We start from the raw sequence: 13,262 nt of genomic DNA on the forward strand, positions 1-13,262 counted from the left end.
CCGGGTGATCCGGGGGATTGAATGAATATAGCGTTGATTGGTTTGGGGATGGTTTCTGGCACGCATGTCGCCGCCATTCGGGCATCGGATCAAGGCCTCTGTCTTGCCGGCGTCCTCGGGCGCCATCCTGAAAAAACAGCTGAGTTCGCGCGGCGAAACGATACCCGTGCATTCGGCTCGGTCGAGGAAATTGCAAACGACCCAAACGTTGACTTTGCGATCATCGCAACCCCGCCCGATCAGCGCACAGAGTTGGTGCGGGTTCTTTCGACCGCTTCGAAACCGATCCTGATGGAAAAACCCATCGAAAGAACGCTGGACGCCGCGACAGCCATTGTCGAGCAGTGCCAGATGTCTGGCGTGCCGCTGGGCATCGTCTTTCAGCACCGCGCCCGCGCCGCCTCGCAGGCGCTGAAATCAGCCATCGAACAGGACGAGTTGGGCGCGATCGCCACGGTCGAGATCCGTGTCCCCTGGTGGCGCGATCAAAGCTACTATGACGAGCCTGGTCGCGGCACTTATGCACGCGACGGTGGCGGCGTCATGATCTCGCAGGCAATCCACACGCTTGACTTAGCGATGTGGATGCTTGGGCCGATCTCGGACATTCAGGCCGTGATGAGGAAAACTCCACTACACGATCTCGAGGCCGAGGATTGGGCAGGTGCAGTCTTTGAAATGGGTAACGGCGCGGTGGGCACGTTGATGGCAACCACCGCCGAATTCCCCGGGGCCGCTGAATCAATCACCATCCAGGGCACGCGCGCCAAGGCGCATCTGGAGTCAGGTGTCCTGACCGTGACCACTCTCGATGGCCGGAAATCCACGGTCGGCGAAACCGCCGCCACAGGCGGAGGAGCCGATCCCATGGCGTTCACACATGCCTGGCACCAGGCGGTCATCGAGGACTTCGCCAAGGCCGTTTCCAGTGGAACGCAGCCCATGGCCACCGGACGCAGTGCCCTTTTGACACACGCCGTCATAGACGCGATGCAGATCGCCAATCGAACCGGCCAGAAAACACGAGTCATCTCATGAGCCTGACCTGCGTCGCCCTTGGCCTGGACCACCGCCATATCTATGGCATGACGGAAAACATGCGCAAAATCGGCGTGGACTGCGTTGGCTATTGGACACAAGGCGATCCGGAAACGCTGGCGGGCTACGTCAAAAGGTTTCCCGATATTCCGCGGCTGGCCCGACTGGAAGACGCCCTGACCTGCGGGGCGGATCTCGCGCTGATTTCGGCAATACCGGCAGATAGGGCCGCGTTGACGATCCGCGCCATGCAAAACGGCATGGATGTCATGAGCGACAAGCCTGGCTGCACGACGTTCGAACAACTCGAGCAAATCAAGCAAACGGTCGCGGACACCGGTCGCATCTGGTCGGTGAACTTCTCCGAACGGTTCGAAACGCCCGTCAGCACCCGGGCGACCGAGCTGGTCGAGGCCGGTGCCATCGGGCGCGTGGTCCAGACGGTCGGACTTGGCCCGCACCGATTGAACCGGGCAACCCGGCCGGAATGGTTCTTCCGGCGTGACCGCTATGGCGGCATTCTGACCGACATCGCCTCACATCAGATCGATCAGTTCCTGCATTACACAGGTTCAAAAAGCGCAGAAATCACGAACGCCTATGTGGCGAACTATGCAAATCCCAACGATCCCGGATTGCAGGATTTCGGCGAGGTCAATCTGCGCAGCGAGGATGGCACCGGGTACATCCGGGTTGACTGGTTCACGCCGGATGCCCTGCCAAATTGGGGGGATGGTCGTCTGACGATCCTGGGCACGGAAGGATATATCGAGTTGCGGAAATATGTCGATGTGGGTGGAGCCCCGGGGACAGATCATCTGATCCTCGTCAATGGTGAAACCTGCCAAAGGATCGACGCATCCGACGCCGGCCTTCCCTACTTTGCGCGCCTGGCCGATGACATTCGCAACCGGACTGAAACCGCAATGACGCAGACCCACTGCTTTACGGTCATGGAACTGGCACTGCGCGCGCAGGAAATGGCGGAACGCAGATGATCAACGTTGCGATCCTTGGCGCAGGTATCGGTGCGCAACATCTGAGCGCACTGGAACGGCTTGACCGTACTTTCCGGGTAACCGCCGTGGTCGACCAGAATATCGACCGGATCGAACAGATACGGCAGAACTCGGGTTTTCGAGCATTGATCAACATTCAGGACGCTCTGGATGATCCGACGATTGATGTCATCGACATCTGCCTGCCGCCCCATCTGCATGTACCGACTACCCTTGCAGCACTGGCCGCAGGAAAAAACGTTGTCTGCGAAAAGCCTCTTGCGACTTCGATGCAGGATGTGGATCGGATCACAGCAGCCGCACGCAACGCGGGCAAGCATGTGTTTCCAGTCTTTCAATACCGGTGGGGTCCGTCGCTGTCTCAATTGCGCCACTTACAACGCACAGGCCTGACCGGAGCGGTCCAAACTGCCGCGCTTGAAACCCATTGGTCCCGAGGGGCAGACTATTACGCGGTGCCGTGGCGCGGAACATGGGCCGGTGAACGCGGCGGCGCAGTGCTGGGCCACGCCATCCACAACCATGATCTGCTGACTCATATCGCAGGCGATATCGCCTGGGTGTCTGCAATGACCACAACGCGGGTCAACCCGATCGAGACCGAAGACTGCGCCGCAATCTGCTTTGGCATGAATTCCGGCGCTTTGTGCACAAGCAATATCACCTTGGGCGCCGCCACGGACGAAACCCGCCTGCGGCTCGTCTTTGAAAAGGTGACCGCCACCTCTGGCACCGAACCCTATGCCCCAGGTCAAACGCCCTGGACATTCGTCGCGCGGGACCCTGTGAATCAAGCCGCTATCGACGAGGCCCTTGCAGCCGCCACTGACGAGCCAATAGGTTTCGAAGGGTTCTTTACCGAAGTCGGCAGGGCGCTGCGGTCCGAGGCAAATTCGGCCGTTACGCTGCAGGACGGCGCAGCGTCCATCGGCCTTGTGACGGCGATTTATCACGCGGCGCGTACGGGGCAGCGCGTTGCCCTTCCCATCAGGCCCGATCACCCGCTGTATGAAGGATGGCTGCCATGAAACAATGCTGGCGTTGGTTCGGACCCGATGATCCGATCGCCCTGGCCGATCTCCATCAGGTCGGGGTTCAGGGCATCGTCACCGCGCTGCATCACATCCCTCCGGGACAGCCCTGGGATGAACCAAGCATAGCCGATCGGCAGGCAGTTCTGGCTACTGCCGGGTACAGTTGGGACGTTGTCGAAAGCCTGCCCGTCTCCGAGGCGATCAAAACACAGTCCGCAGACATGGCTGAACATCTGCAGGCGTATAAGTCCAGCCTCAGGGCCCTGTCCGCCCGTGGCCTCAAAGTCGTTTGCTACAACTTCATGCCAATCCTGGATTGGACGCGCACCGCCCTTCGCGCCCCGCAGCCGCACGGCGGAACGGCCATGCTGTTCGACCTGACCGATTTTGCTGTTTTCGACATACATATTCTCAAGCGGCCGGGCGCGTCCGAAGACTATTCCAACGACGTCCAGCAAACGGCCAAGGATCGCTTCTTGCGCATGTCGGATAAATCCATGGCCCAGTTGCAGCATAATGTCACTGCGGGGTTGCCCGGCGCCAACGATCAGTGGAGCGTGCAGGACGTGCGCGCTTTGTTGCAGACATATGCGCATATCGACCGTGACCGGCTGCGCGCAAACCTTGTCGATTTCCTGTCCGAGGTCGCTCCGGTGGCCCAAGAACTGGGGCTGCGCTTGTGCTGTCATCCTGATGACCCGCCATTCTCGTTGCTTGGCCTGCCGCGGATCATGTCCAGCTCCGATGACTACGGCGCCGTTTTGGATGCCGTTGATATACCGTCGAATGGCGCAACGTTGTGTACCGGGTCCCTGGGTGTTTCCCCGGAATTCGATGGGCCGGATTTCGTGCGCCGGCATGGCGGCCGGATTCACTTTGTTCACTTGCGAAATACCCGACGCATCGCGGGGTCGGACGGACAGAAGCCGGATTTCTATGAGGCTCCGCATCTGGAGGGCGACACCGACATGGTCGGCACCATTCGCGAGCTGATGAACGAACAACGCCGCCGCAAATCTCAAGGACGCAGCGACTGGCAAATTCCGATGCGGCCTGACCACGGACAAGAACTGCTGAGCGATCTGGGCGGACACAGCACTCCGGGCTATCCGCTGATCGGGCGTATGCGTGGGCTGGCGGAACTGCGCGGCATTATGGCGGCGTTCTCATAACGCGTCCGGTCAGACGGTTTCTTCCCGCCCGGAACACTTCTTTGCTTGCCTGAACGCCACATTCTTCGTTTACTTACGGCACGTAAACGGGCAGCGGGGTGTCTTCCGGACTCGCCCGACGTCTGTTCAAGACGCGTGAAACTCCCGCGAAAACCGATGCGATTGGGCATCATTTTTCGAAACGTCTGCCATACGGAAATGGCGGAAAGACGGGAGGACTCCAAATGAAAACTGCAGGCGTAATCGGTCTTGGCGACATGGGCAGCGGCCTTGCCAAGAACCTGATCAAGAATGGCTTTGAAACATCAGGTTTCGACCTGAGCGAGACACGCATGACGGCATTTGCCGACATGGGCGGCCTGCCCAAGAACAGCGTTGGACAGGTTGGTCGTCACGCCGACAGCGTATTTGTCATGGTGATGAACGGAGATCAGGCCCGCGATGTCATTCTGGGTGAGGACGGGCTGGTTGCGAATATGGCCAAAGGCGGAACGGTCATCCTGTCGGCGACCATTACCCCCGCCGAAGCCCACGCTATCGGGCAAGACATGGAGGGCTCGGGCATTCATCTGATCGACACGCCGGTCTCGGGTGGGTTTCCCGGCGCGCAAAACGGCACATTGACGATGATGGCTGCCGCCGCAGCGGATGTGCTGGACCGAAACGCCGAAGTCATGCAGGCAGTGTCAGCAACCATTCATCGGGTCGGAGAAAACGCCGGCGACGGCCAAACCGTGAAAGCCTGCCTGCAGTCCCTTATCGGATCGATCTTTTCCGCGACGTTCGAGGCTGCGGCCCTGGCGGCCAAAGCCGGTGTCAGCGGTCAAGCATTGCTTGACGTGTTCTCATCCTCCAGCGCGGGGTGCGGTGTGGTGAATACCGCCCTTGAAAACATCATTGATCGCAAGTTCGAAGCTACCGGCAGCCACATCGCAACCATGCACAAGGACCTGACGATCTCTCTGGCACTGGCCGGTACGTTGGGCGTTCCGATGCATACAGCCTCGTCCGCAATGCAGATCTTTCACGCCGGAAAAACCAAATACCCGAACGGCGACAATTGGGTGTGTACCCGCGTCATCGAAGAGATCGTTGGCGCAGAATTGCATCGCTGAGGGGGCTGAACATGAAACTAGGTGTGATTTGCGACGGCATTTCCCGCGATTTGCGGCATGCCGTTGACGTGATGGACGAATTCGGTCTGGACTATGCAGAGCTTCAGTTCGTTGATGATACGGAGGTTGGGGACCATTCCCCGCAGCAAATTGCCGAGATCGACGCGCTCTTGCGTGACCGGGGCAAGCCTGTGTCCTGTCTGTCGCGCCATATCTTTGCCGGGATGACAGCTGCAAACAGGCCCGGTGACGACCTGCACACCGGGCACATGGACGCCTTGAAACGCGTAATCGATATGGCGCATGTTGTTGGGTCTCCGCTGGTTCGGATCATGACCCAACGAAAAGAGCAGATACTGTGGGGAAAAAACGGCGCCGAGAAGTGGAACGTCGCGCATGGGGTATGGGACTCGATGCCTCCGTTAATCGCGCCAGCGGTTGAACTGGCAAGGGCCGAGGGCGTGACGTTAGTCGTAGAAACCGGAAACGGCACCCTGGTCAACTCCAACTATACAGCCCGCAAGCTGATTGACGATTTGGACGCATTAGACACTTTGAAAGTGCTGTGGGACCCCGGAAACAACTGCTGGTGCCATGAACTGGCATATCCGGACGGTTATGAAGAATTGCGCGGTGGTTATCTGGGTCACATTCACATCAAGGACGTAAAGGTCGACACACCGAGGGCAACGCTGGAAGTGCGCCGCATGGGGGAAGGTCAGCTTGCGCCTCTGTTCCAACCCATCGCCGACGCGCTCCGATCCGACAGCTATGATGGCGTGATTTCATTCGAAAGCGTTTATCATCCCGGCAACGGAAATTTCGAAGATGGGTTTCGTCTGTGCATAGACAGGTTCAAAAGCCTGTTTGCATGAAAGAAAGCTATAGAGTGTAATTAATCAGATACTTAAGCCTCAAAGTTGAATGCCGTATGGGGTGCGGAAAGCTGGGCGCATTCCCGCAAGATCAAGGAAAGGGTCTGATGGATGAAGCAAGAGTTTTTTGAGCTGTCCATTGAAACGCCCGGCAAATCCCTCACCGACATCAGCGGGATTGTTCAGCGTGCGGTGTCCGAACATAGATTTGGCTCGGGTCTGCTGACCCTTTGGTGCGTCCACACAGGTGCCGCGCTGTTGGTACAGGCCAATGCCGATCCCGAAGTGGTCAAGGATATCGAGACGTTCTTCGAGAAACTCGTACCCAAGTCACCAGGCAAGTATCACCACCGCCCGACCGAAGACGACAACGCCCCGTCGCATCTGCGGGCGCTGTTGACGCAAACTCAGGTATCGATCCCGGTCGAACAGGGGCAGCTTCCGCTGGGCCGCGTGCAAAGCCTGTACCTGTTCGAACATCGCGAGGCACCTAAAACCCGCCGATTGAAGGTGCACTACATCGGGGATTGATGCCTTGGGTCCCGTGGCGCGTTGACGGTGCTACCGCCCCATCCAGCCCCCGTCGACAACAAGAATTTCACCGTTGACGTAGTCCGACGCGGCAGAAGCCAGAAAGATCACCGGTCCAGCAAAATCACCTGGCGTTCCCCAACGTCCCTGGGGTGTTCGTTCCAGGATCGACTTCGACCGAGCCGGATCGTCCTGCAGGGCTTGGGTATTGTCGGTCGCGATGTAGCCGGGGGCGATCGCATTCACGTTCACACCCTGCCCAGCCCATTCGTTGGCCAAAGCTTTGGTAAGCTGTCCAATCCCACCCTTCGAGGCCGCATATCCCGGCACGGTGATGCCACCCTGAAATGTCAGCAGCGATGCAGTGAAGATGATCTTCCCCGAGCCGCGCGCCAGCATGTCCTTGCCGATCTCTCGGGACAGAACGAACTGCGAGGACAGGTTCACCTCGATCACTTCGTCCCACCAGTCGTCCGGGTGTTCGGCGGCGGGTTTGCGTTTGATCGTGCCGGCATTGTTGACAAGGATATCAATAGTTTGTCCGTCTGCCCTCAACTGATCAATAAACGCATGCAGCGCAGCGCGATCCGAGAAGTCGCATTGGTAAGCCTGGAAACTGCGCCCCATCGCCGTCACGGCTTTTTCGACATCAGACCCGGACAGCTCAAGCGAGGCCGACACTCCGATGATATCAGCTCCGGCCGATGCCAATGCCTCGGCCATGCCGCGCCCGATGCCGCGTTTGCACCCGGTCACAAGTGCCGTTTTTCCCGTCAGGTCGAAACTTTGCAAAACACTCATGAACACGGTCCTACTTCGATCAGGCTTTTCATTGCGGTTGGGCTGCGATCCAGTGCTTCGAACGCAGCCTGAATGTCTGACAGAGGGCTGACGTCGGTAATCACAACATCCGCGTCCACTCCGCCCGAAGCGACAACTGCGATCGCCTTCTCGTAATCCTCAGGCTCATAGACCCGAGCACCGATCAGTTGCAGCTCTCTCCAGAAGAATTGGAACAGGTCGATCTGGGGCTTTTGGGCATGGATCGCGACCATCACGATCCGGGCCCGCGTCGCGGCAACGGCGGTCATCGCATCAACACCAGGCTGCGTTCCCGATACCTCAAAAACCACATCCGCCCCTTTGTCGCCCGTGCGCGCGTTGATCGTCGTCACCAGATCGGTTTCGATTGGGTTGATCGTGTCAAAACCAAGCTTTTCAGCAATCGCCAGACGGTTCGGATTCACTTCGGAGATCACGACATTGCCACCCGCGTCCCGCGCGACCATGGCAACCAGTATGCCGATCGGGCCGCCGCCGATGACGACAACGTCCTCGCCAGGTTGCAGGCCGGATAGCCGCACATCGTGGCAGGCAACGGCGACCGGCTCGATCAGCGCCGCGTGATCCATACGCAATTCATCCGGCAGAACGTGCAACGTGTGGGCTGGAACGGTCCAGATCTCTTGCATGGCGCCATCAGTGTCGAGGCCCAGGAACTTGAGATTCTGACAAATATGCTGATGCCCCCGTTTGCAGGCTGGGCATTCTCCGCAGTGATCAAGCGGTCGGACAACGACCTTCTGGCCGGGCGTTATCGTATCGACGCCCTCGCCCACCGCTTCGACGACACCGGACATCTCGTGCCCGATTACCCGGTTCAGACCGACACGGGCATCCATGTTACCGTGGTAGACGTGCATATCTGTCCCGCAAATCCCGCAATAGGCAACGCGAATGGCGACCTCGCCGGGGCCCGGAGCTGTCGCCGCGGCCTGTTCTACGGCAAAGCTCTTATTGCCCCGATAATACGCCGCAGAGATCGTCTGGGTCGTCATGTATGCATCTCCTTGTGTTCCTCATTCAGTTTGTCCCAGTCGAATTCCACTCCGGTCCCCGGTGTATCCGGGGCCACGGCCAGGCAGTTTTCCACAACCAGCGGACGGGTCGTGTACTGGTCTATCGGGAATGAGTGTACTTCCAGCCACCCCGCGTTGGGTTGCGCCGAAACGAGGCTGACGTGCAATTCCTGCATGCCATGGCTGCAAACCGGAATGCCATGCTGAGCGCTCAGCGCGGCCACGCGCAACCAGCCGGTGATCCCGCCGCAATTTGAGGCATCGGGCTGGATGAAACTCAGCTTCGCGTCATCAAAGGCGTACTCGAATTCGTGAATGGTGTGCAGGTTTTCACCCATGGCAAGGGGAACGCCCGTGGCTTCGGCAATTCGGCCATAACCTTTGTAATCATCTGGAATAGTCGGTTCCTCGAACCACAGGATATCGCAGTCGGCGAACCCTCGGGCGGCCTCGATGGCCTGTTCGATGCTCATGGAGTAATTCGCGTCGACCATGAAGAACCGGTCCGGTCCCAGCATCTCGCGCACTGCCCGGGCACGCGCCAGATCATCGGCCAGATCCGGTTGGCCGACCTTGATCTTGACCGCGTTGAACCCACGCGCAAGGTAGCCTTCGGTCTGGCGCAGCAGTTTCTCTAACGAGAAATTCAGGTCGATCCCGCCAGCATAGGCCTTGCACTGTTTGGACGCTCCGCCGGCCATTTGCCACAGCGGTGCATTCTGCGTTCTGCCGCGAATGTCCCAAAGTGCAATATCCACGGCCGAGATAGCGAACGAGGCGATCCCGCCCCGCGCCACATAGTGTACGTGCCATTGCATGGCATCGTACAGGCTTTCGATCTGTTCGGCGTCTTGCCCAACCAGGAACGGCGCTAGGTCATGCTGGATCATCGCCAGAATGGCATGACCGCCCTTGCCGCCCGTATAGGTGTACCCAACCCCATCAACCCCATCCGACGTTTGAATGGTGACGGTGATCAATTGAAAGAACGTGTGATCCCCATGTTTGGCGTCAACCAGGACTTCGGCGAGCGGGACGTTGAACAGCCGCGCTGAAACACTTTCTATGCGATTCACGAACCCAAGACCTTCTGCTGCCTGGCAATAACCCGAGACTGTAAAAGGATGACCGCAAAAAGAAAGCCTCCACGTATGACCATCTGCCAATAGGCACTGAAACTGATGGTCCCCTGACCGTTTTCAAAGTTCAGAACGTTGAAGACCAGACCCAGCAGCAGCGCGCCGGCCACCGTCGCGGGGATCGACCCCATTCCACCCGTCAACAGAGTGCCGCCCACAACGACGGATGCGATGGCCGACAATTCCCATCCGATGCCCTCAAGGGGTTGTCCGGCTCCAAAGCCCGAGGCCAGAAAGACGCCAGCCAGCCCAGCACAGCCACCCGATAGCAGGTAAACGAAAGCCTTGGCGCGATTGACTTTCAGGCCCATGAGGTTCGAGGCATCCTCGCTGCCCCCGATCGCCAACACGGTCCGCCCGATGGTTGTTCTTTCCAGCACCAGCCAAAGTGCCAGCGTCAGTCCGGCCACGATGACGATTGCCCATGGAAACAGACCGAACGCCTGCCCCATGCCAAGCTTAGTAAAGTTCGACCCCCAATCGACTGAAATTGTCTGGGCGCCCGAAATCACCAATGCGCCGCCTTTTGCGGCAAGCATCGTCGCCAGAGTGGCGATGAAGGGCGGAATCCGAAGGATGATAATGCAAAAGGCGTTGATCGCTCCGAAGCCCACCCCGGCAAGTACAGCCCCCGGCAGCGCAACCTGAATCCCGTATGGGCTGAGATAGGCCGCAACAACCGAGGTAAAGGCCGCCACGGATCCGACCGACAGATCAATCCCGCCGGTCATGATCACAAAACACATGCCAAGCGCAATCGCGATGAACATCGCGTTGTAATTCAGGAAAGACGAGAAGTTGTAGGCGCTGCCAAAGTTGTCATAGCGCATCAGCCCGAACAGGATCAAAGCCAGAAGTGCGATCCAAACCGTCACCGAGGCAGAATTGCGCCGAAGGTACTTTCGCAGGTCAAAAGCCGTTTCATCCAACATCGATCAAGCCCTCCGGAACTGCTGGACCCAAACGGCCAGGATAATGATGACGGCCTTGGCTATTAGCGCAACTTCGTCCTCTACCCCGTTGGCCAGTAACGTATATTTGACCAACTGGATTATGACGGCTCCCAGAATGGCGCCAAAGATCGGCGCCCGCCCGCCTTGTAAAAGCGCCCCGCCCACAACCGCGGCCGCGATGGCATCAAGTTCCATCAGATTGCCGTTGCGCGCAGCGTCCGAGGCCGAGTTGATCGCAACCACGATCAGACCCGCCAGGCCCGCAAGCACCGCGCAGATGACATAGGCCCCGATCTTGACCCGCCGGACAGGACCACCCGACAGATATGCCGCGCGTTCATTGCCGCCTATCGCCAGCAGGTAACGGCCCCATGTGGTTCTGGTGATCACCCAGAACAGCACACAGGCAATGGCCAGCGCCAGCCAGCCTTGAAACGGCAAGCCAAGCACTTTTCCGGTTCCAAGATAACTGAATGAAGGGTTTGAAAATGTCTGTAGGTTCCCGTTCGTCAAAACCTGGGCAATACCGCGACCAGAGATGAAGAGAATGAGCGTTGCCACAATGGGCTGAACGTTCAATATGGCAACCATCACTCCGTTGAACACCCCGCATAACCCTGCGATGAACAGCGGCAGGATAATGGCCAAAGTGACGCCGAGCATTGGATTAGCGGCTCCCAGATCCGACAGAAATATCAGCGGGGCCAGCGCCCCCGCCAGAGCCATGACCGCGCCAACCGACAGATCAATCCCACCCGTGGCGATGACCAGCGTCATACCCATGGCCACGATGGCGATCGTGGCAACCTGGCTGATATTTACGAACAAAGTTTGCAGTTGCAGGAAATTGGGGGTGAAAAACGCGTTGAACACCAGCAGGGCGACCAACGCGGCGATGCCGCCGTGAAAGCGGAAGGGCATCGATGCAACCCGTTGCGGCAACTTCATTGCGCGGTCCATGAACCAGTTCCTTCTTCATGATGCGCAAGCGCGCGCACCAGTATGTTCTCGGTAATCCCGGGGTTTGTCAGTTCCTTGACCGAGCGCCCCTCGTGCATGACAACGATGCGGTCAGCGCCTTCCACCAGTTCTTCGAACTCCGAACTGATGAGGACAACGCCGAACCCCTTTTCGACATAAGACCGAATGAACGACTGGATCTCTCGCTTGGCGCCGACATCCACGCCTCGGGTCGGCTCGTCCAGTATCAGGATGTCGGGCTGTGTCGCCAGCCAGCGGGCAAGCAGCACCTTTTGCTGGTTGCCGCCGGACAACTCGCGAATGGGCTGGTCCATATGCGCTGCCTTGATGCCCAGATCGTCGATGAACGCCTGAACGATCTCGCGCTCGCGGGCAAAGTCGATCTGACCACGGCTGGCCAGTTTCGGCAGCAGGGCCAGCGTCATGTTCTCGCGCACGGACATGTCTGGAATGATCCCTTCGGCCTTGCGATCTTCGGTCAGAAAGCCAACCCCGTTTGCGATTGCGTCACCCGGACCGGACGGTTGCCCGACCGCACCGTGCAGCTCGATTGCGCCGCTGCGTGCCCCGTCTACACCGAACAAAGCGCGCGCCGCCTCGGTCCGACCCGAGCCCAGAAGCCCGCCCAGCCCAACGATTTCTCCGCGGTGGAGCGTGAGGTCAAAATGCGTCAGCCGCGGGCCTGTCGAAACAGAGTCGGCCCGCAAGACGATATCGCCTTTCTTGGCCTTTGCGCCGGCGAAATCCGTCAGCCCGTCTGCCGCAATCTCGTCCTTGTTGCGGCCCAGCATGTCCGCGATCATTTCCAGTTTGGTCGTGTCCCGGACGTTGCGCGTGCTGACGGTGCGCCCGTCTCGCATCGTAGTGACCCGATCGCAGATCTGGAACAGCTCATCGAGGAAATGCGAGACATACAGGACGGAAACGCCCTGTTTCTTTAACTCGCGCACCACACCGAACAGAACTTCGACTTCGCTGGCATCCAGTGAAGACGTTGGTTCGTCCATGATGACCAGTTTCGCGTCCAGCGAAACGGCCCGCGCAATCGCAACCAACTGCTGGATCGCTGTCGAGAAATTTCCCAGCGGCTCGGTCACGTCGATATCTATGCCAAAGCGCGCAAGAACCTCGCGTGCGCGCCTGTTGCCCTCGCGCCAGTCGACCAGAAAGCCGAGACGTTTGGGCTCGTACCCCATGATGATGTTCTCGGTCACTGACCGCAGAGGCACCAGGTTGAGCTCTTGATAGATTGTGGCAATTCCGGATTCCTGTGCTTCGCGCGGGGTGGAAATGCGACTTGGCACACCGGCCAGATGGACGTCACCGACATCCCGGTCGTACACTCCGGTCAGAACCTTGATCATCGTCGATTTACCCGCACCGTTCTGGCCGATCAGCGCATGAACCTCGCCGGGTGCGATCTCAAGGCTGGCCTGGCTGAGTGCCGGTACACCGGCAAAGGACTTTTCAATTCCCGACATCGAGACGAGCGCATTCATGAGATGTCTTCCTCCGATTGCTTGCAGGCGGCGCCGACCACAGGCCA

At 58.9% G+C, this 13,262-nt stretch carries 13 protein-coding genes; 7 read left to right on the forward strand and 6 right to left on the reverse strand.

The window, feature by feature from the left end:
- Window positions 1-21: 21 nt before the first annotated feature.
- The 7 genes from FIU92_RS10605 to FIU92_RS10635 all read left to right on the forward strand — a co-directional run bounded on the left by FIU92_RS10605 (window position 22) and on the right by FIU92_RS10635 (window position 6,784).
- Window positions 22-1,038 carry a Gfo/Idh/MocA family protein gene (locus tag FIU92_RS10605; RefSeq protein ID WP_152458539.1) on the forward strand — a complete coding sequence of 339 codons (1,017 nt, stop codon included), beginning with the start codon at window positions 22-24 and terminating at the stop codon, window positions 1,036-1,038.
- Complete coding sequence (locus tag FIU92_RS10610) at window positions 1,035-2,036, forward strand: Gfo/Idh/MocA family protein (RefSeq protein ID WP_152458540.1); 1,002 nt, start codon at window positions 1,035-1,037, stop codon at window positions 2,034-2,036. Before FIU92_RS10605 ends, FIU92_RS10610 begins: the two co-directional genes overlap by 4 nt.
- Window positions 2,033-3,085 carry a Gfo/Idh/MocA family protein gene (locus tag FIU92_RS10615; protein ID WP_152458541.1) on the forward strand — a complete coding sequence of 351 codons (1,053 nt, stop codon included), beginning with the start codon at window positions 2,033-2,035 and terminating at the stop codon, window positions 3,083-3,085. The genes FIU92_RS10610 and FIU92_RS10615 overlap by 4 nt, the downstream gene beginning before the upstream one ends.
- On the forward strand, window positions 3,082-4,263 hold the full coding sequence (uxuA, locus tag FIU92_RS10620; protein WP_152458542.1) for a mannonate dehydratase: 1,182 nt from the start codon (window positions 3,082-3,084) through the stop codon (window positions 4,261-4,263). Before FIU92_RS10615 ends, uxuA begins: the two co-directional genes overlap by 4 nt.
- A gap of 224 nt (window positions 4,264-4,487) precedes the next feature.
- Window positions 4,488-5,378, forward strand: coding sequence for an NAD(P)-dependent oxidoreductase (locus tag FIU92_RS10625; protein WP_152458543.1), 891 nt, complete (start codon window positions 4,488-4,490; stop codon window positions 5,376-5,378).
- An 11-nt stretch (window positions 5,379-5,389) separates the two neighbouring features.
- Entirely contained in the window at window positions 5,390-6,253 is an 864-nt protein-coding gene (locus tag FIU92_RS10630; RefSeq protein WP_152458544.1) for a sugar phosphate isomerase/epimerase, read from the forward strand.
- A 111-nt stretch (window positions 6,254-6,364) separates the two neighbouring features.
- Window positions 6,365-6,784 (forward strand): secondary thiamine-phosphate synthase enzyme YjbQ, encoded by a 420-nt coding sequence (locus FIU92_RS10635; RefSeq protein ID WP_152458545.1) that lies wholly within the window; start codon window positions 6,365-6,367, stop codon window positions 6,782-6,784.
- Between the two features lie 30 nt (window positions 6,785-6,814).
- On the opposite strand, the gene FIU92_RS10640 is transcribed toward FIU92_RS10635, so the two are convergent.
- The 6 genes from FIU92_RS10640 to FIU92_RS10665 are packed head-to-tail and all read right to left on the reverse strand — an operon-like array spanning window position 6,815 to window position 13,215.
- Entirely contained in the window at window positions 6,815-7,585 is a 771-nt protein-coding gene (locus FIU92_RS10640; protein WP_152458546.1) for an SDR family oxidoreductase, read from the reverse strand.
- Window positions 7,582-8,622 (reverse strand): zinc-binding dehydrogenase, encoded by a 1,041-nt coding sequence (locus tag FIU92_RS10645; RefSeq protein ID WP_152458547.1) that lies wholly within the window; start codon window positions 8,620-8,622, stop codon window positions 7,582-7,584. The genes FIU92_RS10640 and FIU92_RS10645 overlap by 4 nt, the downstream gene beginning before the upstream one ends.
- A complete protein-coding gene (locus tag FIU92_RS10650; RefSeq protein WP_152458548.1) occupies window positions 8,619-9,719 on the reverse strand; it encodes a mandelate racemase/muconate lactonizing enzyme family protein in 1,101 nt (366 codons plus the stop codon). Before FIU92_RS10650 ends, FIU92_RS10645 begins: the two co-directional genes overlap by 4 nt.
- Complete coding sequence (locus FIU92_RS10655) at window positions 9,716-10,714, reverse strand: ABC transporter permease (protein ID WP_152458549.1); 999 nt, start codon at window positions 10,712-10,714, stop codon at window positions 9,716-9,718. Before FIU92_RS10655 ends, FIU92_RS10650 begins: the two co-directional genes overlap by 4 nt.
- A 3-nt stretch (window positions 10,715-10,717) precedes the next feature.
- Window positions 10,718-11,695 carry an ABC transporter permease gene (locus FIU92_RS10660; protein WP_152458550.1) on the reverse strand — a complete coding sequence of 326 codons (978 nt, stop codon included), beginning with the start codon at window positions 11,693-11,695 and terminating at the stop codon, window positions 10,718-10,720.
- Window positions 11,680-13,215 carry a sugar ABC transporter ATP-binding protein gene (locus tag FIU92_RS10665; RefSeq protein WP_254705297.1) on the reverse strand — a complete coding sequence of 512 codons (1,536 nt, stop codon included), beginning with the start codon at window positions 13,213-13,215 and terminating at the stop codon, window positions 11,680-11,682. The genes FIU92_RS10660 and FIU92_RS10665 overlap by 16 nt, the downstream gene beginning before the upstream one ends.
- Window positions 13,216-13,262: the final 47 nt, after the last annotated feature.

The organism is Ruegeria sp. THAF33 (assembly GCF_009363615.1).
Lineage (GTDB): Bacteria > Pseudomonadota > Alphaproteobacteria > Rhodobacterales > Rhodobacteraceae > Ruegeria.

Bases quoted from the DNA above. Each gene is read 5' to 3' on its own strand.
- FIU92_RS10625 (WP_152458543.1), top strand. From the start codon at position 4,488: ATGAAAACTGCAGGCGTAATCGGTCTTGGCGACATGGGCAGCGGCCTT.
- FIU92_RS10630 (WP_152458544.1), top strand. From the start codon at position 5,390: ATGAAACTAGGTGTGATTTGCGACGGCATTTCCCGCGATTTGCGGCAT.
- FIU92_RS10645 (WP_152458547.1), bottom strand. From the start codon at position 8,622: ATGACGACCCAGACGATCTCTGCGGCGTATTATCGGGGCAATAAGAGC.
- FIU92_RS10635 (WP_152458545.1), top strand. From the start codon at position 6,365: ATGAAGCAAGAGTTTTTTGAGCTGTCCATTGAAACGCCCGGCAAATCC.
- FIU92_RS10610 (WP_152458540.1), top strand. From the start codon at position 1,035: ATGAGCCTGACCTGCGTCGCCCTTGGCCTGGACCACCGCCATATCTAT.
- uxuA (WP_152458542.1), top strand. From the start codon at position 3,082: ATGAAACAATGCTGGCGTTGGTTCGGACCCGATGATCCGATCGCCCTG.
- FIU92_RS10660 (WP_152458550.1), bottom strand. From the start codon at position 11,695: ATGGACCGCGCAATGAAGTTGCCGCAACGGGTTGCATCGATGCCCTTC.
- FIU92_RS10640 (WP_152458546.1), bottom strand. From the start codon at position 7,585: ATGAGTGTTTTGCAAAGTTTCGACCTGACGGGAAAAACGGCACTTGTG.
- FIU92_RS10665 (WP_254705297.1), bottom strand. From the start codon at position 13,215: ATGAATGCGCTCGTCTCGATGTCGGGAATTGAAAAGTCCTTTGCCGGT.
- FIU92_RS10605 (WP_152458539.1), top strand. From the start codon at position 22: ATGAATATAGCGTTGATTGGTTTGGGGATGGTTTCTGGCACGCATGTC.
- FIU92_RS10655 (WP_152458549.1), bottom strand. From the start codon at position 10,714: ATGTTGGATGAAACGGCTTTTGACCTGCGAAAGTACCTTCGGCGCAAT.
- FIU92_RS10615 (WP_152458541.1), top strand. From the start codon at position 2,033: ATGATCAACGTTGCGATCCTTGGCGCAGGTATCGGTGCGCAACATCTG.